The organism is Klebsiella sp. Q11 (assembly GCF_964241505.1).
Lineage (GTDB): Bacteria > Pseudomonadota > Gammaproteobacteria > Enterobacterales > Enterobacteriaceae > Klebsiella > Klebsiella michiganensis.
The window spans coordinates 93,457-113,143 of record NZ_CAXSXW010000014.1 but is presented as its reverse complement, the minus strand read 5'-3'; the positions used below and the strand labels follow the sequence as shown (position 1 = coordinate 113,143).

18 protein-coding genes are annotated in these 19,687 nt (G+C 57.6%); 15 read left to right on the top strand and 3 right to left on the bottom strand.

Annotated elements, in window-relative coordinates; translation table 11 throughout:
* The first annotated feature begins 62 nt into the window (after positions 1–62).
* Genes phnL through phnP form a run of 4 tightly spaced genes read left to right on the top strand, consistent with a single transcriptional unit; the run spans position 63 to position 3,219 of the window.
* On the top strand, positions 63–749 hold the full coding sequence (phnL, locus tag ACESQ2_RS21315) for a phosphonate C-P lyase system protein PhnL (RefSeq protein ID WP_004097859.1): 687 nt from the start codon (positions 63–65) through the stop codon (positions 747–749).
* A complete protein-coding gene (gene phnM, locus ACESQ2_RS21310; RefSeq protein ID WP_046876833.1) occupies positions 746–1,882 on the top strand; it encodes an alpha-D-ribose 1-methylphosphonate 5-triphosphate diphosphatase in 1,137 nt (378 codons plus the stop codon). Before phnL ends, phnM begins: the two co-directional genes overlap by 4 nt.
* The gene (phnN, locus tag ACESQ2_RS21305) at positions 1,882–2,445 is read left to right on the top strand and encodes a ribose 1,5-bisphosphokinase (protein WP_014227579.1); all 564 of its coding nucleotides are present in this window, start codon (positions 1,882–1,884) and stop codon (positions 2,443–2,445) included. Before phnM ends, phnN begins: the two co-directional genes overlap by 1 nt.
* Before the next feature lie 15 nt (positions 2,446–2,460).
* The gene (gene phnP / locus ACESQ2_RS21300; protein ID WP_014227578.1) at positions 2,461–3,219 is read left to right on the top strand and encodes a phosphonate metabolism protein PhnP; all 759 of its coding nucleotides are present in this window, start codon (positions 2,461–2,463) and stop codon (positions 3,217–3,219) included.
* A gap of 33 nt (positions 3,220–3,252) precedes the next feature.
* Here the strand turns inward: phnP and yjdP are convergent, their stop codons facing one another.
* Both yjdP and rpiB read right to left on the bottom strand, forming a co-directional pair.
* Entirely contained in the window at positions 3,253–3,585 is a 333-nt protein-coding gene (gene yjdP / locus ACESQ2_RS21295; protein ID WP_014837157.1) for a DDRRRQL repeat protein YjdP, read from the bottom strand.
* A gap of 69 nt (positions 3,586–3,654) precedes the next feature.
* Positions 3,655–4,104 carry a bifunctional allose-6-phosphate isomerase/ribose-5-phosphate isomerase RpiB gene (gene rpiB, locus ACESQ2_RS21290; RefSeq protein WP_004097854.1) on the bottom strand — a complete coding sequence of 150 codons (450 nt, stop codon included), beginning with the start codon at positions 4,102–4,104 and terminating at the stop codon, positions 3,655–3,657.
* 364 nt (positions 4,105–4,468) lie between these two features.
* Between rpiB and alsR the strand changes: the two genes are divergently transcribed.
* The 8 genes from alsR to ACESQ2_RS21250 all read left to right on the top strand — a co-directional run bounded on the left by alsR (position 4,469) and on the right by ACESQ2_RS21250 (position 13,806).
* Positions 4,469–5,356: a D-allose utilization transcriptional regulator AlsR gene (gene alsR, locus ACESQ2_RS21285; RefSeq protein ID WP_004097852.1), complete on the top strand. Its 888-nt coding sequence runs from the start codon at positions 4,469–4,471 to the stop codon at positions 5,354–5,356.
* A gap of 59 nt (positions 5,357–5,415) precedes the next feature.
* The gene (gene alsB / locus ACESQ2_RS21280) at positions 5,416–6,351 is read left to right on the top strand and encodes a D-allose transporter substrate-binding protein (protein WP_014837154.1); all 936 of its coding nucleotides are present in this window, start codon (positions 5,416–5,418) and stop codon (positions 6,349–6,351) included.
* Positions 6,352–6,416: 65 nt separating this feature from the next.
* Complete coding sequence (gene alsA / locus ACESQ2_RS21275; protein WP_224260623.1) at positions 6,417–7,949, top strand: D-allose ABC transporter ATP-binding protein AlsA; 1,533 nt, start codon at positions 6,417–6,419, stop codon at positions 7,947–7,949.
* Positions 7,928–8,908, top strand: coding sequence for a D-allose ABC transporter permease (gene alsC, locus ACESQ2_RS21270; protein ID WP_014837152.1), 981 nt, complete (start codon positions 7,928–7,930; stop codon positions 8,906–8,908). The genes alsA and alsC overlap by 22 nt, the downstream gene beginning before the upstream one ends.
* A gap of 10 nt (positions 8,909–8,918) precedes the next feature.
* Positions 8,919–9,614, top strand: coding sequence for a D-allulose 6-phosphate 3-epimerase (gene alsE, locus ACESQ2_RS21265; protein WP_032695089.1), 696 nt, complete (start codon positions 8,919–8,921; stop codon positions 9,612–9,614).
* Positions 9,598–10,509: an allose kinase gene (gene alsK, locus ACESQ2_RS21260; protein ID WP_345911693.1), complete on the top strand. Its 912-nt coding sequence runs from the start codon at positions 9,598–9,600 to the stop codon at positions 10,507–10,509. Before alsE ends, alsK begins: the two co-directional genes overlap by 17 nt.
* A gap of 259 nt (positions 10,510–10,768) precedes the next feature.
* Positions 10,769–12,916 (top strand): formate dehydrogenase subunit alpha, encoded by a 2,148-nt coding sequence (fdhF, locus tag ACESQ2_RS21255; protein ID WP_077598952.1) that lies wholly within the window; start codon positions 10,769–10,771, stop codon positions 12,914–12,916.
* A gap of 206 nt (positions 12,917–13,122) precedes the next feature.
* Positions 13,123–13,806, top strand: coding sequence for a tetratricopeptide repeat protein (locus tag ACESQ2_RS21250; RefSeq protein WP_046876829.1), 684 nt, complete (start codon positions 13,123–13,125; stop codon positions 13,804–13,806).
* 36 nt (positions 13,807–13,842) lie between these two features.
* Here ACESQ2_RS21250 and gltP read toward each other — a convergent pair whose 3' ends face one another.
* Positions 13,843–15,156 (bottom strand): glutamate/aspartate:proton symporter GltP, encoded by a 1,314-nt coding sequence (gene gltP, locus ACESQ2_RS21245; RefSeq protein WP_004109428.1) that lies wholly within the window; start codon positions 15,154–15,156, stop codon positions 13,843–13,845.
* A 411-nt stretch (positions 15,157–15,567) separates the two neighbouring features.
* Between gltP and acs the strand changes: the two genes are divergently transcribed.
* From acs to actP, 3 genes are all read left to right on the top strand, one after another.
* Entirely contained in the window at positions 15,568–17,526 is a 1,959-nt protein-coding gene (acs, locus tag ACESQ2_RS21240; RefSeq protein ID WP_047724829.1) for an acetate--CoA ligase, read from the top strand.
* Positions 17,527–17,706: 180 nt separating this feature from the next.
* Positions 17,707–18,021, top strand: a complete 315-nt coding sequence (locus ACESQ2_RS21235; RefSeq protein WP_046876827.1) for a DUF485 domain-containing protein — start codon at positions 17,707–17,709, stop codon at positions 18,019–18,021.
* Positions 18,018–19,667 carry a cation/acetate symporter ActP gene (actP, locus tag ACESQ2_RS21230; protein WP_025107684.1) on the top strand — a complete coding sequence of 550 codons (1,650 nt, stop codon included), beginning with the start codon at positions 18,018–18,020 and terminating at the stop codon, positions 19,665–19,667. Before ACESQ2_RS21235 ends, actP begins: the two co-directional genes overlap by 4 nt.
* Positions 19,668–19,687 lie beyond the last annotated feature (20 nt).

Below are 19,687 nucleotides of genomic sequence, written 5' to 3'. Positions count from 1 at the left end.
GGTAGCCCGGATAAGGCGTTCACGCCGCGATCCGGGGAAATTCAGGCACGATGAGGCTAAAAATGAACGCCATCCGCGTTGAAAACATCCATAAAACCTTTGTTCTGCACCAGCAGCACGGCGTCCGTCTGCCGGTACTCGCCGACGCCTCGCTGACCGTGAATGCCGGTGAATGCGTGGTGCTGCACGGCCATTCCGGCAGCGGAAAATCGACCCTGCTGCGTTCGCTGTACGCCAACTATCTCCCCGATAGCGGCCACATTCATATTCGCCACGGCGATGAATGGGTGGACCTGGTCACCGCCACGCCGCGTAAAGTGCTGGAAGTGCGCAAAACCACCATTGGCTGGGTCAGCCAGTTTCTGCGGGTGATCCCGCGCATTTCCGCCCTCGACGTGGTGATGCAGCCGCTGCTCGAACTGGGCATCCCGCGCGAAGAGAGCGCCGCGAAAGCCGCCCGCCTGCTAACGCGGCTGAACGTACCCGAACGCCTGTGGCACCTCGCCCCCTCGACCTTTTCCGGCGGCGAACAGCAGCGGGTTAACATCGCCCGCGGCTTCGCGGTCGACTACCCGATTTTGCTTCTCGACGAACCCACCGCCTCGCTGGACGGCAAAAATAGCGCCGCGGTGGTGGAACTGATCCATGAAGCCAAAGCCCGCGGCGCGGCGATCGTCGGTATTTTTCACGACGAGGCCACGCGCAACCAGGTCGCCGACCGTCTGCACCCGATGGGAATTTCAGCATGATTATCAATAACGTAAAGCTGGTCCTCGAAGACGAGGTGATTAACGGCTCGCTGGAAGTGCAGGACGGCAGAATTTCGGCCTTTGCCGAAAGCCAGAGCCGACTGGCGGAGACCATTGATGGAGAGGGCGGCTGGCTGCTGCCGGGGCTTATCGAGCTGCATACCGACAACCTGGACAAGTTTTTCACCCCGCGACCGAAAGTGGACTGGCCCGCCCACTCGGCGATGAGCAGCCACGACGCGCTGATGGTCGCCAGCGGCATCACCACCGTTCTGGATGCCGTGGCTATTGGCGATGTGCGCGACGGCGGCGATCGCCTGGAAAATCTCGAAAAAATGATCAACGCCGTGGAAGAGACGCAGAAGCGCGGCCTCAACCGCGCTGAACATCGGCTGCATCTGCGCTGCGAACTGCCGCATCATACCACCCTGCCGCTGTTTGAGAAGCTGGTTGGCCGCGAGCCGGTGAGCATGGTCTCCCTGATGGATCACTCCCCTGGCCAGCGCCAGTATGCCGACCGCAGCAAATACCGCGACTACTATCAGGGCAAATATCACCTGACCAACGAAGAGATGGACAAATTCGAAGAGGAGCAGATGGCGCTGGCGGCGGCCTGGTCTCAGCCTAACCGGCAGCGCATCGCCGCCATCTGTCGCGAACGGAATATCGCGCTGGCCAGCCACGATGACGCCACCTGCGAACATGTGCTCGAATCGCGCCAGCTTGGCAGCGTCATCGCCGAATTTCCTACCACGATCGCCGCAGCACAGGCGTCGCGCCAGCACGGGATGAACGTTCTGATGGGCGCGCCGAATATCGTACGCGGCGGCTCGCACTCGGGGAACGTCGCCGCCCACCATCTGGCGGCCAGCGGCCTGCTGGACATTCTCTCCTCCGACTATTATCCCGCCAGCCTGCTGGATGCCGCTTTTCGCATCGCCGACGACGAGGGCAACGCCTTTACCCTCGCGCAGGCCATTCGTCTGGTGAGCAAAAACCCGGCCCAGGCGCTGGGGCTGCACGACCGCGGGGCGATTGCCGAAGATAAGCGGGCGGACCTGGTGCTGGCGCGCCGTCACGGCGAGCATATCCATATTGATCACGTCTGGCGGCAAGGCAAGAGGGTCTTCTGATGACAGGGAAACTGATTTGGCTGGTCGGCCCCTCCGGCTCCGGCAAAGACAGTCTGCTGGCGGCGCTGCGCCAGCGGGAGCATCCGCAGCTGCTGGTGGCGCACCGCTACATTACCCGTCCGCACAACGCGGGCTGTGAAAACCATATCGCCCTCAGCGAACATGAGTTTTTTACCCGCGCCGAACAGCATCTGTTTGCTCTTAGCTGGTATGCTAACAACAATTACTATGGCATTGGCATCGAGATTGACCTGTGGCTGCACGCCGGGTTCGACGTGGTCGCTAACGGTTCACGCGCCCATCTGCCGCAGGCGCAGGCGCGCTATGCCGACGCGCTGCTGCCCATCTGTCTGCAGGTTTCTCCGGCGGTGCTGCGACAGCGCCTGGAGCAGCGCGGACGGGAGAACGAGACGGAAATCGCCCAGCGCCTGGCGCGCGCGGCGCGCTATACGCCGAACGAGTGTCTGACGCTGAATAACGATGGCCGACTTAGCCAGTCGGTGGATGCCCTGGTTTCGCTGATTCGTATTCACGGCAACCGGCGCGAACAGCAGACTGCCTGAACGCGAGGAGAAGAGATGAGCCTGACTATCCGCTTAACCGGCACCGGCGGCGCGCAGCTGGTACCGGTTTTCGGCTGCGACTGCCCCGCCTGCCGCCGCGCCCGCGTCGACGAAGCGCATCGTCGCCGTCCCTGTAGCGCGGTTGTCAAATTCAACAACGCGGTGACCCTGCTCGATGCCGGGCTACCGGATCTGATGACGCAGTGGCCCGCCGGCAGCTTTCAGCAGTTTCTGCTCACCCATTATCATATGGATCACGTTCAAGGCCTGTTCCCGCTGCGCTGGGGCGTGGGCGAACCTATTGCGGTATACGGCCCCCCGGATGAACAGGGCTGCGATGATCTGTTTAAGCATCCGGGCCTGCTGGATTTCAGCCATACCGTCGAACCCTTTGTAAGATTTGAACTTCAGGGATTGCGCGTTACGCCGCTGCCGCTGAACCACTCAAGGCTCACGTTTGGCTATCTGCTGGAGTCGGCACACAGCCGGGTCGCCTGGCTATCCGATACCGCCGCGCTGCCGGAGAAAACGCTGAAGTTCCTGCTGAATAACCAGCCGCAGCTTATCATTATCGACTGTAGCCACGAGCCGCGCCCGCAGCCGCCGCGCAACCACTGCGACCTGAACACCGTGCGGGCCATTAACCAGGTCATCGGCTGCCCGCGGGTGATCCTCACCCATATCAGCCACCGCTTCGATGCGTGGATGATGGAGAATGCTCTACCGGCGGGATTTGAAGCGGGATTTGACGGCATGGAGATAGCGCTGGATTAAGCGGGCGCGGCGAAAGCCGCGGGTCGTGCCGTATCAATAATCATCATCCAGCCTGCGCTGGTCGCTTTCCAGCTGACGGCGGTCCCGATCAAGCTGGCGCTGGCGCTCGTCAAGTTCGCGTCGGCGATCCTCAAGCTGCCGCCGCCGATCGTCATACTGCCGCTGGCGATCGGCGCTCTGCTGGCGGCTGTCCTGATAGCGCCCATCATCATAGTCATCATCGTCAGACCGGCTATCGCCCGGATGATAAGCATCATTAATGGCCTGCTGAATATTGCCGATCGCGTCGTCAATCATATCGGCGTGCGCCAGCTGGCCGGCGAGGGACAAGGTGCAGATAAGCAAAGCGGTAGAGTAACGTTTCATAAAGCCAGTCTCATCGGGGGGCTGGCTCTACGTTAATCAAGGGCTATCGCCGGGAGTAGCGGAGGAATCTCAAATCCGCTGCTGTTCAATCGCGCCGATGGCGTCCACTCGCCCCTGATGTCGCCCGCCCTCAAATTCGGCAGCCAGCCAGGCATCGACGATCATTTTCGCCAGTTCAAGGCCTATCACCCGCGCGCCAAAGGCCAGAATATTGGTGTCGTTATGCTGTCGTGAAAGCTGCGCCGAGTAGGGCTCGCTGCACACCACCGCACGAATACCCGGGTGCTTATTGGCGGCGATAGAGATGCCGACGCCGGTGCCGCAGATCAGGATCCCGCCGTCGACCTCGCCGGCGGCAACGGCCTGAGCGACGGCGCTGGCATAGCGCGGATAGTCGGTACGTTCCGTGGACCATGCGCCTTTATCTACGACGTCAATGCCGCGCTGGCGCAGATGCGCAAGAATATCGTCTTTCAGGATTATCCCGACGTGATCGCAGCCAAATGCAATCCTTTTCATACTTAGCCTCGCCTGTTGTTAACTTTACAAGGATGACTGGCGTTGTGATTTAAACGCCTAAAAATGCCCCAGGAAACGCTGAAAACAGCATCATCAGGCTCCTTTCTACACGGAAAAATTTTACAAATCAAGACGAAAGCGATATTTAACCTGATTTTCACCTTGCAAAAAAAGAAGTGAAATAAAACAATAATACACTGATTTATAATGAATTTTTAAGAAATTAAGATAAAATCAACATTAACAAAACTTCACGATAAACATAACTTTATAAAAAATATAATTTTGTGAAGTTGGTGGTATCTTTTTTGTTTCGCCTGTGGTGATATAGTGTCGTCTTCATTTTATGGACAATGAGAAAGCGATGAGTCAGACAGAATCCAGTTCGCTCCCTAACGGCATCGGCCTTGCCCCCTGGCTTCGCATGAAGCAGGAAGGGATGACCGAAAACGAGAGCCGTATCGTCGAATGGTTGCTTACCCCCGGCAATCTCAGCGATGCGCCGGCAATCAAGGACGTCGCGGAAGCGCTGTCGGTATCAGAAGCCATGATCGTTAAGGTTTCTAAGCTGCTGGGGTTTAGCGGTTTTCGTAACCTGCGCAGCGCGCTGGAGGCCTACTTTTCGCAGTCTGAACAGGTGTTACCGACCGAACTCTCCTTTGATGATGCGCCGCAGGATGTGGTGAATAAGGTATTCAACATCACCCTGCGCACCATTATGGAAGGCCAGTCGATCGTGAACGTTGACGAAATTCACCGCGCGGCGCGCTTTTTTGCCCAGGCCAACCAGCGCGACCTGTACGGCGCGGGCGGCTCCAACGCCATCTGCGCCGACGTGCAGCATAAGTTTTTACGCATCGGCGTGCGCTGCCAGGCCTACCCGGACGCGCATATCATGATGATGTCCGCCTCGCTGCTGAAGGAAGGCGATGTCGTGCTGGTGGTCTCGCACTCCGGGCGCACCAGCGATATCAAATCAGCGGTGGAGCTGGCGAAAAAGAACGGGGCGAAAATTATCTGTATCACCCATAGCTATCATTCGCCGATTGCCAAGTTAGCTGATTTTATTATTTGTTCGCCAGCACCAGAGACGCCTTTATTAGGGCGTAACGCCTCAGCGCGTATATTACAACTCACATTATTAGATGCGTTTTTTGTTTCCGTTGCACAGCTCAACATTGAGCAAGCGAATTTAAATATGCAAAAAACTGGCGCGATTGTTAATTTCTTTTCACCCGGCGCGCTTAAATAAAAAACCGATCCCACACTGGTGGGATCAATATAACTGTATCCTACACTGAGAATACTGCCATGAATAAATATCTGAAACTTTTCAGCGGCACGCTCATGGGCGTAATGTTATCCACCAGCGCCTTTGCCGCCGCCGATTATGCTGTGGTATTAAAAACCTTATCCAATCCATTTTGGGTGGATATGAAAAAGGGTATTGAGGACGAAGCCAAAACGCTGGGCGTAAGCGTCGATATTTTTGCCTCGCCTTCCGAAGGGGATTTTCAGTCGCAGCTGCAGCTGTTTGAAGACCTGAGCAACAAAAACTACAAAGGTATCGCCTTTGCGCCGCTCTCCTCGGTAAACCTGGTCATGCCGGTAGCCAAAGCGTGGAAAAAGGGCATCTTTCTGGTCAACCTCGATGAAAAAATCGATATGGATAACCTGAAGAAAGCCGGCGGCAACGTCGAGGCTTTCGTCACCACCGATAACGTGGCGGTGGGGGCAAAAGGCGCGGAATTTATCATCGACAAACTGGGCGCGGAAGGCGGCGAAGTCGCTATTATCGAAGGCAAAGCCGGTAACGCCTCCGGCGAAGCTCGCCGCAGCGGCGCCACCGACGCATTCAAAAAAGCGAGCCAGATCAAGCTGGTGGCCAGCCAGCCTGCCGACTGGGACCGCATCAAAGCGCTGGACGTCGCCACGAACGTGCTGCAGCGTAACCCGAACGTTAAAGCGATTTACTGCGCCAACGACACCATGGCAATGGGCGTCGCCCAGGCCGTCGCGAACGCCGGCAAAACCGGCAAGGTGCTGGTGGTGGGTACCGACGGTATTCCGGAAGCGCGCAAAATGGTCGAAGCCGGGCAAATGACCGCCACTATCGCGCAGAACCCAGCGGATATTGGCGCTACGGGTCTTAAGCTGATGGTCGACGCCGAGAAGAGCGGCAAAGTCATCCCGCTGGATAAAGCCCCGCAGTTTACGCTGGTGGATTCCATTCTGGTGACGAAATAGGTCTGTGCATCCCCTCTTTCTTTGGGAGAGGGGAAATCACGCAGCGGTAATAAAGGAAATTTTCTATGCTCACGCCATATATTTCAATGGCGGGGATCGGCAAATCCTTTGGCCCGGTTCACGCATTAAAATCGGTTGATTTAACTATTTACCCCCATGAAATACATGCGTTACTAGGGGAAAACGGTGCCGGTAAATCAACGCTGATGAAAGTATTGTCGGGAATACATGAACCGACCAAAGGCACCATTACGATTAATAACGTTAACTACCACAAGCTTGACCATAAATTAGCGGCCCAGCTCGGCATTGGTATTATTTACCAGGAGCTCAGCGTCATTGATGAATTAACGGTGCTGGAGAATTTATATATTGGCCGCCATCTGACGAAAAAAGTCTGCGGCGTCAACGTTATCGACTGGAAGGAAATGCGCGTACGGGCGGCGATGATGCTGCTGCGCGTCGGGCTGAAGATCGATTTAGACGAAAAGGTGGCGAATCTCTCCATCAGCCACAAGCAGATGCTGGAGATCGCCAAGACGCTGATGCTCGACGCTAAAGTGCTGATCATGGATGAACCGACCTCCTCGCTGACCAATAAAGAGGTGGACTATCTGTTCCTGATCATGAACCAGCTGCGTAAAGAGGGCGCCGCCATTGTTTATATCTCGCACAAGCTGGCGGAAATACGCCGCATCTGCGACCGCTACACGGTGATGAAAGACGGCAGCAGCGTCTGCAGCGGGAAGGTCAGCGAAGTGAATAACGACGACATCGTACGCCTGATGGTCGGCCGCGAGCTGCAAAACCGCTTCAACGCCATGAAAGAGAGCACCGGCAACATCGCCCGCGAGACGGTGTTCGAAGTGAAAAACGTCACCAGCCATGACAAGAAAAAGGTACGCGATATCTCATTTAGCGTGAATCGCGGCGAAATTCTCGGTTTTGCCGGGCTGGTCGGCTCCGGGCGCACCGAGCTGATGGACTGCCTGTTTGGAGTCGATAAGCGTAGCAGCGGTGAAATATACCTCAACGGCAACGCGATCTCGCCCCGCTCGCCGCTCGACGCCTTAAAGAAAGGCATGGGGTATATCACCGAAAGCCGCCGGGAAAACGGCTTTTTCCCCAATTTTTCCATCGCCCAGAATATGGCGGTCAGCCAGAGCCTGAAGCGCGGCGGCTACAAAGGGGCCATGGGGCTGTTCCGCGAAGGCGACGAACGCAGAACGGCGGAGGAGCAGCGCAAGCTGCTGGCGCTGAAGTGCCATTCGGTCGATCAAAACATCACCGAGCTCTCCGGCGGCAACCAGCAGAAGGTGCTGATTTCCAAATGGCTATGCTGCAACCCCGAAGTGATCATTTTTGACGAGCCGACGCGCGGTATCGACGTGGGCGCAAAAGCCGAAATTTATAAAGTGATGCGCCAGCTGGCCGATGACGGAAAAGTCATCCTGATGGTGTCGTCCGAACTACCTGAAATTATCGCCGTCTGCGACCGCATTGCCGTGTTCTGCGAAGGGCGACTGACGCAAATCCTGACCAATCGCGACGACATGAGCGAAGAGGAGATTATGGCATGGGCACTACCACAAGAGTGAAAGGCGAGATGGGCGAGAAAAAACCGTTTAACTTCGCGCTGTTCTGGGATAAATACGGCACCTTTTTTATTCTCGCCATCATCGTCGCCATCTTCGGCACCCTGTCGTCAGAGTACTTCCTGACGACCAACAATATTACGCAGATCTTCGTCCAGAGCTCGGTCACCGTCCTGATCGGCATGGGCGAGTTCTTCGCGATCCTCGTCGCCGGGATCGACCTGTCGGTCGGGGCGATCCTCGCGCTCTCCGGGATGGTCACCGCGAAGCTGATGCTGGCGGGCGTCGACCCGTTCCTCGCGGCGCTGATTGGCGGCGTGCTGGTCGGCGGCGCGCTGGGGGCCATCAACGGCTGCCTGGTCAACTGGACCGGCCTGCATCCGTTCATTATTACCCTCGGCACCAACGCCATCTTCCGCGGTATTACGCTGGTGATCTCTGATGCCAATTCGGTGTACGGATTTTCGTTTGATTTCGTTAACTTTTTCGCCGCCACGCCGCTGGGCATTCCGGTTCCGGTGATCTTCTCGCTGATTGTGGCGGTGATCCTGTGGTTCCTGACCACCCGTATGCGCGTGGGCCGCAACATCTACGCGCTGGGCGGTAACAAGCACTCCGCTTTCTACTCCGGCATCGACGTCAAGTTCCATATGCTGCTGGTTTTCATCATTTCCGGCGTTTGCGCCGGGCTGGCGGGCGTGGTCTCCACCGCCCGCCTCGGGGCGGCGGAACCGCTGGCCGGCATGGGCTTTGAAACCTACGCCATCGCCAGCGCCATCATTGGCGGCACCAGCTTCTTCGGCGGTAAAGGACGCATCTTCTCGGTGGTCATCGGCGGCCTGATTATCGGCACTATCAACAACGGACTGAACATCCTGCAAGTACAAACCTACTACCAGCTGGTGGTAATGGGCGGATTAATCATCGCGGCTGTCGCCCTCGACCGTCTTATCAGTAAGTAAGGAATTTATCATGAAAATTGCTCCCTCTTTAATGTGTATGGATCTGCTGAAATTCAAAGAACAGATCGAGTTTATCGACCAGCACGCAGACTATTTTCACATCGACATTATGGACGGTCATTTTGTACCAAACCTGACCCTGTCGCCTTTTTTCGTCAGCCAGGTCAAAAAGCTGGCCAGCAAACCGCTGGACTGCCATCTGATGGTCACCCGCCCGCAGGACTACATTAGCCAGCTGGCGCAGGCGGGGGCGGATTTTATCACCCTGCATCCGGAAACGATTAACGGCCAGGCCTTCCGCCTGATCGAAGAGATCCGTCGCCACGGCATGAAGGTCGGACTGATCCTTAACCCGGAAACCCCGGTTGAGACCATGAAGTACTACATCCATAAAGCCGACAAAATCACGGTGATGACCGTCGATCCGGGCTTCGCCGGGCAGCCGTTTATCCCGGAGATGCTGGAAAAAATCGCCGAACTGAAAGCCTGGCGCGAGCGAGAGGGGCTGAGCTACGAGATCGAAATCGACGGCTCCTGCAATAAAGCCACCTATCAAAAACTGATGGCGGCGGGCGCGGACGTCTTTATCGTCGGCACATCAGGCCTCTTCAATCACGCCGATAAGATAGAAGACGCGTGGCAGATCATGGCAGAGCAGATCCTGACGGCAAAACGCGAGGTACTGCCTCATGCAAAAACAGCGTAACGTCGTCGCGGGGGTGGATATGGGCGCGACCCATATCCGGCTTTGCCTGCAAACGGCGCAGGGCGAAGCGCTGCACTGCGAAAAGCGGCGCACCGCCGACGTGATTAGCGCCGACGGCCTGGTCAACGGTATTAAAAACCTGCTGCTGCAGCAGCTGACCCAGCACGACGCCCACTGCAGCGGGCTGGTGATGGGGTTTCCGGCGCTGGTGGCAAAAGACAAACGGACGATTATCTCAACGCCCAATCTGCCGCTGGCCGCCGACGACCTGTATAACCTGGCCGAGCGGCTGGAAGCGGCGCTGGGCTGCCCGGTGGAGTTTTCCCGCGATGTGAATCTGCAGCTCTCTTTTGATGTGCAGCAGAACGGCCTGCAGGAGCAGGAGGTGCTGGCGGCCTATCTTGGCACCGGTATGGGCTTCGCGGTCTGGCTGAACGGCGGGCCGTGGACCGGCGCCCACGGCGTGGCGGGCGAGCTGGGGCATATTCCGCAGGGCGATGACGCCCTCACCTGCGCCTGCGGCAACCCCGCCTGTCTGGAAACCGTCTGCTCCGGGATTGCGCTAAAGCGCTGGTATGAACAGCAGCCGCGCGCCTATGAACTGGGCGAGCTGTTCGTTCACGCCGCGCGGGAGCCGTTTGTGCAGCAGCTGCTAAACCACGCCGCCCGCGCCATCGCCACCAGCATCAACCTGTTCGACCCCGATGCGGTGATCCTCGGCGGCGGCGTGATGGATATGCCCGCCTTCCCGCGTGACGCCGTCATCGCCAGGGTCAAAACCTACGTCCGCCGTCCGCTGCCGTATCAGGCCGTACGCTTTATCGCCGCCTCCTCTTCCGCGTTTAACGGCGCTCAGGGCGCGGCGGCGCTGGCGAGAAGCCGGTTTTTAAGCTAGCCGAGGTAACGCCAATAGCCTGGACCTGCCTCTTCCCACATCCCCGGCGGCGGTGCTGCGCGCCTGGCCGGGCTACCCGACCGCGTCACAGGCGCCGCGTCGACACGTCAAAACTGACGATAGCCTGTTTTTCGTCAGCATTTCGCCCAAAAAAACGACGTATCATCAGTCAATACCCACAGTGAAAACATGGCATAGAAGATGCATAGTGACGGCGCGATAGCGCGTATGCGCCAATTGATTAACTGGAGCAAGACCGATGAAAAAAGTCGTCACGGTTTGCCCGTATTGCGCATCAGGTTGCAAAATCAACCTGGTGGTCGATAACGGCAAAATCGTTCGGGCGGAGGCGGCACAGGGGAAAACCAACCAGGGAACCCTGTGTCTGAAAGGCTATTATGGCTGGGACTTCATTAACGATACCCAGATCCTTACCCCGCGCCTGAAAACCCCGATGATCCGTCGCCAGCGCGGCGGCAAACTGGAATCCGTCTCCTGGGATGAGGCGCTCGATTACGTCGCCACTCGCCTCAGCGCCATTAAAGAGAAGTATGGCCCGGACGCGATTCAGACTACCGGTTCGTCCCGCGGGACGGGTAACGAAACCAACTATGTGATGCAAAAATTCGCGCGCGCCGTTATTGGTACCAATAACGTCGACTGCTGCGCTCGCGTCTGACACGGCCCATCGGTTGCAGGTCTGCACCAATCGGTCGGTAACGGCGCTATGAGTAATGCCATCACCGAGATCGACAACACCGATCTCGTGTTTATCTTCGGGTATAACCCGGCAGATTCACACCCTATTGTGGCGAATCACGTGATTAACGCCAAACGCAATGGGGCGAAAATCATCGTCTGCGATCCGCGTAAAATCGAAACCGCGCGCATCGCCGATATGCACATTGCGCTGAAGAACGGCTCGAATATCGCGCTGCTCAACGCTATCGGGCACGTGATCATCGAAGAGGATCTCTACGATAAATCCTTCGTCGCCAGCCGTTCCGAAGGCTTCGAAGAGTATCGCAAAATCGTCGAAGGCTATACGCCGGAGTCGGTGGAAGAGATTACCGGCGTGAGTGCCCAGGAGATCCGCGCCTGCGCCCGCATGTACGCCAGCGCGAAATCCGCCGCCATCCTGTGGGGCATGGGCGTCACCCAGTTCTACCAGGGCGTGGAGACCGTACGTTCGCTGACCAGCCTGGCGATCCTCACCGGCAACCTCGGCAAGCCGAGCGTCGGCGTCAACCCGGTGCGCGGCCAGAACAACGTTCAGGGCGCCTGCGACATGGGCGCGCTGCCGGATACCTATCCGGGCTATCAGTACGTTAAATTCCCGGAAAACCGCGAGAAGTTCGCCAGAGCCTGGGGCGTCGACAGCCTGCCGGCGCACACCGGCTACCGCATCAGCGAGCTGCCGCACCGCGCGGCGCATGGCGAAGTGCGGGCGGCATACATCATGGGGGAAGATCCGCTCCAGACCGACGCCGAGCTGTCCGCCGTGCGTAAGGCTTTCGACGATCTGGAACTGGTTATCGTCCAGGATATTTTCATGACCAAAACCGCCTCAGCGGCCGACGTTATCCTGCCCTCCACCTCGTGGGGCGAGCACGAAGGCGTTTATACCGCAGCGGACCGCGGCTTCCAGCGCTTCTTTAAAGCGGTAGAGCCGAAGTGGGACCTGAAAACCGACTGGCAGATCATCAGCGAAATCGCCACCCGGATGGGCTACAAGATGCACTACAACAACACTCAGGAAATCTGGGACGAGTTGCGTCATCTGTGCCCGGATTTCTACGGCGCCACCTACGAGAAAATGGGCGAGCTGGGCTACGTCATGTGGCCGTGCCGCGATGAGTCCGACGCCGACCAGGGGACCTCTTATCTGTTTAAAGAGAAGTTCGATACCCCAAACGGTCTGGCGCAGTTCTTCACCTGCGACTGGGTCGCGCCGATTGACAAACTCACCGACGAATACCCGATGGTGCTGTCGACGGTGCGCGAAGTCGGCCACTACTCGTGCCGTTCGATGACCGGCAACTGTGCGGCGCTGGCCGCGCTGGCGGATGAACCGGGCTATGCGCAGATCAATACCGCCGATGCCGAACGTCTGGGCATTGAGGATGAGGCGCTGGTGTGGGTGAACTCGCGTAAGGGCCGTATTATCACCCGCGCGCAGGTCAGCGATCGTCCAAATAAAGGGGCGGTCTATATGACCTACCAGTGGTGGATTGGCGCCTGTAACGAGCTGGTTTCCGAGAACCTGAGCCCGATAACCAAAACGCCGGAGTATAAGTACTGCGCCGTCAACGTTGAGCCGATTGCCGACCAGCGGGCCGCCGAGCAGTACGTGATTGACGAGTACAATAAGCTGAAAACCCGCCTGCGCGAAAGCGCGATGGGCTAATCAGGCCGCCTCCCCGGAGGCGGTGCTTCGCACCTGTCCGGGCTACATAATCCGTAGCCCGGGCAAGGCGCGTCAGCGCCGCCCCCGGGGAAACAGACGGCACGATTATTCGGATAAACCATGAGTATCCCCCACTCGTTCCCGTCGTTTTCTTCTCCTTCACCTGCCTTTATACTGCTCGCTATGTCCTCTACCGATAATAAAAAATGAAATACCTCTATTTACTGCTGGTGATGGCAAGCGTCGCCGCAGGCGCCATGGAACCCGGCAGCCAGTACAAACCGCTGGCCGAAGCGGGCGACCCGCGCGCGCAGTACTACCTGGCCGACACTTACGTCAGCTTCGGCGATTTTCCGCAGGCTGAATACTGGGCGCAGAAAGCGGCAGACAAGGGCGACGGCGATGCGCTGGCGCTGCTGGCTCAGCTCAAAATCCGCAATCCGCAGCAGGCCGACTACCGCCAGGCGAAAGCGCTGGCGGAAAAATCGGTGCAGACCGGCAGCAGGGCGGGAGAAATTGCCCTCGCCCGGGTGCTGGTGAACCAGCAGGCCGGTACGCCGAACTATCCGCACGCCATCTCCCTGTTACAGCATGCCGCCCAGGATCCGGAAAGCGATTCAGCCGTCGACGCCCAGATGCTGCTGGGGCTTATCTACGCCAGCGGCGTTCATCCCCCGGAAGATGACGTAAAGGCGACGCAGTATTTTAAAGAGAGCTCTGCCCTCTCCCGCACCGGCTACGCTGAATACTGGGCCGGGATGCTTTTCCAGCAGGGAGAAAAAGGCTTTATCGAACCCAACAAGCAGAAAGCGCTACACTGGCTCAACGTCAGCTGTCAGGAGGGGTTTGATACCGGCTGTGAAGAGTTCGACAGGATCAGTAAAAGATAAGAAAAAGCCCGGTGCGATGTCACCGGGCTTTCTGTTTTATTGCGCCGTTTTATCAAATTTTCCCAGCACTTCACGCTCGTACGCCAGCGCTTTTTTGCGGTCAAACTTGTGTTCCCATTTGGCGATAACCAGCACCGCCAGCGCGTTGCCCACCACGTTCAGCGCGGTACGCGCCATATCGAGGATACGGTCAACGCCGGCGATAAACGCCAGACCTTCCAGCGGAATGCCCACGCTGCCCAGCGTCGCCAGCAGCACCACGAAGGAGACGCCCGGTACGCCGGCAATCCCTTTCGACGTCACCATCAGCGTCAGCACAAGGGTAATTTCCTGCCAGATGGAGAGGTCGATACCGTACAGCTGGGCAATAAAGATCGCCGCAATGCTCTGATACAGCGTTGAGCCATCGAGGTTAAAGGAGTAGCCGGTCGGCACCACGAAGCTGGTGATTGACGCCGGCGCGCCATAGGCTTCCATCTTCTCAATAATCCGCGGCAGCACGCTCTCGGAGCTGGCGGTAGAGTAGGCCAGAATCAGCTCATCCTTCAGAATGCGGATCAGGGTCCAGATGCTCAGCCCGCACACCCGCGCCACGATGCCTAATACCACCAGCGCGAAGAACAGAATGGCGAAATAAACCAGAATCACCAGCTTAGCCAGCGGCCACAGCGAGGCGAAGCCGAAGGTCGCCACGGTCACCGAAATCAGCGCGAACACGCCCACCGGCGCATAGCGCATGACCATGTGCGTCACTTTGAACATGGTTTCAGAAATAGAGCGGAACACCGTCACCAGCGGTTCGCGGTGGGTGGCGGGCAGCGAGGAGAGGCCCAGACCAAACAGCACCGAGAAGAAGATGATCGGCAGCATGTCGCCTTTCGCCATCGAGGCCACAATATTAGTCGGGACCAGCGAGAGGATCGTGCCCATCAGGCCATGCGCGTGGCTCTGCACTTCCGCCGTGGTGTTTTGATATTTCGAAATATCCACCGCCGCCAGCTGCGACATATCGATTCCGCTCCCCGGCTGGAAGACGTTAGCCAGGGTAATCCCCAGCACGATCGCCACCGTGGTGATCACTTCAAAATAGATAATGGTCTTCGCGCCGATACGGCCCAGCTGCTTCGCATCGCCCACGCCCGCAATACCGACCACCAGGGTCGAGATGACGATCGGTACGACGATCATTTTAATCAGATGGATAAAGATATCGCCCGCCGGGGTCAGCAGGTTTGAGATTAACCAGTCACGGCTTTCGGCATGGTAATGCAGGTAACTGCCCAGAAGTATGCCCAGCACCAGAGCCAGCAAAATTTGCCAGGCCAGGCTGACTTTTGTTTTTTTCTTCACTACAGACTTCCTCGATGAAAAGCGCCATTCCGGGAGGTAATGGCACCCACTGAAAGGGGTATGAATTGTGTTGCGTTGCTTTATAGGGTTATTTAACGCGCAATATCAGTATCATTTGCACGGCATGCTGCGCAAGTCTTTAAGAACAGCGGTTTACTCTGGTTTTATGCATAAACCCGCTAATATCCCCACCTTATGTTGCATAAGTATTTGTTATAAAAAATATTTAATATATTCATTTTCTATAAATCCACCTCAGAAATTATTTCACATCAAAGTTTCATTTGATTGCTTTTCATTCAATTTAATTATTGCGTGATCTGCCCCCCAAATAGCAAACAAAGCCGCCAAAGCCCCTGCTATTAACGTTTATTTGACATATATTTAACAACCTACAGGAGAAAAAAAGCCATGAGCCAAATACATAAACACTCTATTCCCGCTAATATTGCGGAACGTTGCCTGATTAACCCGGAACAGTACCAGGCGCAGTATCAGCAGTCCGTCACCGAACCTGACGCCTTCTGGGGCGAGCAGGGCAAAATCCTTGACTGGATAAAACCCTATACGCGCGTGAAAAATACCTCGTTCGCGCCGGGCAATATTTCCATTAAGTGGTATGAAGACGGTACGCTGAACCTCGCCGCTAACTGCCTCGATCGCCATCTGGCGGAGCGCGGCGACCAGACGGCCATCATCTGGGAAGGCGACGATGCCAGCCAGAGCAAAAACATCACTTATCGCGAGCTCCATCGCGATGTCTGCCGCTTTGCCAACGTCCTGCTCGATCTGGGCATTAAAAAGGGCGATGTCGTGGCTATCTATATGCCGATGGTGCCGGAAGCGGCGGTGGCCATGCTGGCCTGCGCGCGCATCGGCGCTATCCATTCGGTCATTTTCGGCGGCTTCTCGCCGGAGGCGGTCGCCGGCCGTATCATCGATTCCAACTCTCGCCTGGTGATCACCTCGGATGAAGGGCTGCGCGCCGGCCGCGCGATCCCGCTGAAGAAGAACGTCGACGACGCGCTAAAAAATCCGAACGTGAAGAGCATCGAAAACGTGGTGGTGTTCAAACGTACCGGCGGCAAAATCGACTGGCAGGAAGGCCGCGACCTGTGGTGGAGCGATCTGATCGAGAAAGCCAGCGCGGAACACCAGCCCGAAGAGATGAACGCCGAAGATCCGCTGTTTATCCTTTATACCTCCGGTTCGACCGGTAAGCCAAAAGGCGTGCTGCACACCACCGGCGGCTACCTGGTCTATGCGGCGTCAACCTTTAAATACGTGTTCGACTATCATCCGGGCGACATCTACTGGTGCACCGCCGACGTCGGTTGGGTCACCGGCCATAGCTACCTGCTCTACGGCCCGCTGGCCTGCGGCGCGACGACGCTGATGTTCGAAGGCGTACCGAACTGGCCGACCCCGGCGCGTATGTGCCAGGTGGTCGATAAGCATCAGGTCAACATTCTTTATACCGCCCCTACGGCGATCCGCGCGCTGATGGCGGAGGGCGATAAGGCCATCGAAGGCACCGACCGCTCTTCCCTGCGCATTCTCGGCTCCGTCGGCGAACCGATTAACCCGGAAGCCTGGGAGTGGTACTGGAAGAAGATCGGCAACGAGAAGTGCCCGGTGATGGACACCTGGTGGCAGACCGAAACCGGCGGCTTTATGATCACCCCGCTGCCCGGCGCCATCGAGCTGAAGGCCGGTTCCGCCACGCGTCCCTTCTTCGGCGTCCAGCCGGTGCTGGTGGATAACGAAGGCGCGCCGCTGGAAGGCGCGACCGAGGGGAACCTGGCGATCGCCGACTCCTGGCCGGGCCAGGCGCGCACGCTGTTTGGCGACCACGAACGCTTCGAACAGACCTACTTCTCCACCTTTAAAAATATGTACTTCAGCGGCGACGGCGCGCGCCGTGACGAAGATGGCTACTACTGGATCACCGGCCGCGTCGATGACGTGCTGAACGTTTCCGGCCACCGTCTGGGTACCGCCGAAATTGAATCGGCGCTGGTGTCGCATCCGAAAATCGCCGAAGCGGCGGTGGTCGGCATTCCGCATAACATCAAAGGCCAGGCCATCTACGCCTACGTGACCCTCAACCATGGCGAAGAGCCGACCCCGGAGCTGTACGCCGAGGTACGCAACTGGGTACGTAAAGAGATTGGCCCGCTGGCGACGCCGGACGTGCTGCACTGGACCGATTCGTTACCGAAAACCCGTTCGGGCAAAATCATGCGCCGCATTCTGCGCAAAATTGCCGCGGGCGATACCAGTAACCTCGGCGATACCTCAACGCTTGCCGATCCTGGCGTGGTGGAAAAACTGCTCGAAGAGAAGCAGGCCATCGCTATGCCATCGTAAACCAACGATCCCCTACACCCTCTCCCCACCAGGGGAGAGGATATAATTACGACTCCCCAAGGATTTCAGGTAGCAGGAAAGCGGTAAACAGGCTGATTCCCGACAGTTAACTGCCGGGCGGATGAGTGTTGCCGACGACCGGCGCGTGAATGACGAAAGGGAACCTCTGGAGACGCTACGATGAACGAACAGATTTGTCAGCGGATAGAAAATAGTGCGCATTTTAAGGAGCTTGTTGCAGCCCGGCAAAGGTTTGCCGCCATCCTGTCACTGATTATGCTGGTGATTTATGTGGGCTTTATTCTGCTTATCGCCTTCGCCCCCGGCTGGCTGGGCACGCCGCTGCATGCGGGAACCAGCGTCACCCGGGGTATTCCGATTGGTATCGGCGTGATCGTTATCTCTTTCGTCTTAACCGGAATATACGTCTGGCGGGCAAATGGTGAATTTGATCGGCTGACGAAAAGCATTCTCAGCGAGGTTAAAGCATCATGAAGAAAGTCCTGACGGCGCTCGCCGCCACGCTCCCGTTGACCGTCAATGCCGCGGATGCCCTCACCGGCGCGGTACAGCGCCAGCCGACCAACTGGCAGGCGATTATCATGTTCCTGATTTTCGTCGCCCTGACGCTCTATATCACCTGGTGGGCCTCAAAACGCGTACGTTCGCGCAGCGATTACTACACCGCGGGCGGCAATATCACCGGTTTCCAGAACGGGCTGGCGATTGCCGGCGATTTTATGTCGGCGGCCTCGTTCCTCGGCATTTCCGCGCTGGTTTACACCTCCGGCTACGATGGGCTGATCTACTCGCTCGGTTTCCTCGTCGGCTGGCCGATTATTCTGTTTCTTATCGCCGAACGCCTGCGTAACCTCGGGCGCTACACGTTTGCCGACGTAGCGTCCTATCGTCTTAAGCAGGGGCCGATCCGCACCCTCTCCGCCTGCGGTTCGCTGGTGGTGGTGGCGCTCTATTTGATAGCCCAGATGGTCGGCGCGGGTAAGCTTATCCAGCTGCTGTTCGGCCTCAACTACCACATTGCGGTGGTGCTGGTCGGCGTGCTGATGGTGCTTTACGTCCTCTTTGGCGGCATGCTCGCCACCACATGGGTGCAGATTATCAAAGCGGTCCTGCTGCTGTTCGGCGCCAGCTTTATGGCCTTTATGGTGATGAAGCACGTCGGCTTCAGCTTCAATAATCTGTTCACCGAAGCGATGGCGGTCCACCCGAAAGGCTCGGCGATTATGAGCCCCGGCGGACTGGTGAAAGACCCGATATCGGCGCTATCGCTCGGCCTCGGACTGATGTTCGGCACCGCGGGTCTGCCGCATATTCTGATGCGCTTCTTCACCGTGAGCGACGCCAAAGAAGCGCGTAAGAGCGTATTCTACGCCACCGGCTTTATGGGCTACTTCTATATTCTGACCTTTATCATCGGCTTCGGCGCCATCATGCTGGTGGGGGCGAATCCGGCGTTCAAAGACGCGGCCGGTCAGCTTATCGGCGGTAACAATATGGCGGCGGTGCATCTGGCGGACGCGGTCGGCGGTAACCTGTTCCTCGGCTTTATCTCCGCCGTGGCCTTCGCCACTATTCTGGCGGTGGTCGCTGGCTTGACGCTGGCTGGCGCGTCGGCGGTCTCTCACGACCTGTATGCGAACGTGTTCCGTAAAGGGGCGACCGAGCGTCAGGAGCTGAAGGTGTCGAAGATTACCGTGCTGATCCTTGGCGTGGTGGCGATTCTGCTGGGCATCCTGTTCGAGAATCAGAACATCGCCTTTATGGTCGGTCTGGCGTTCTCCATCGCCGCCAGCTGTAACTTCCCGATTATCCTGCTGTCGATGTACTGGTCGAAGCTGACCACCCGCGGGGCGATGATTGGCGGCTGGCTGGGTCTGCTGACCGCGGTGATTCTGATGATCCTCGGCCCGACCATCTGGGTGCAGATCCTCGGTCACGAAAAGGCGATTTTCCCGTATGAATATCCGGCGCTGTTCTCAATCGCCGTGGCCTTTATCGGTATCTGGTTCTTCTCCGCCACCGATAGCTCAGCGGAAGGCGCGCGCGAGCGCGAGCTGTTCCGCGCCCAGTTTATCCGTTCGCAGACCGGTATCGGCATCGAGAAAGGCCAGGCGCATTAATGACTGCCCGTTCCCCGGCC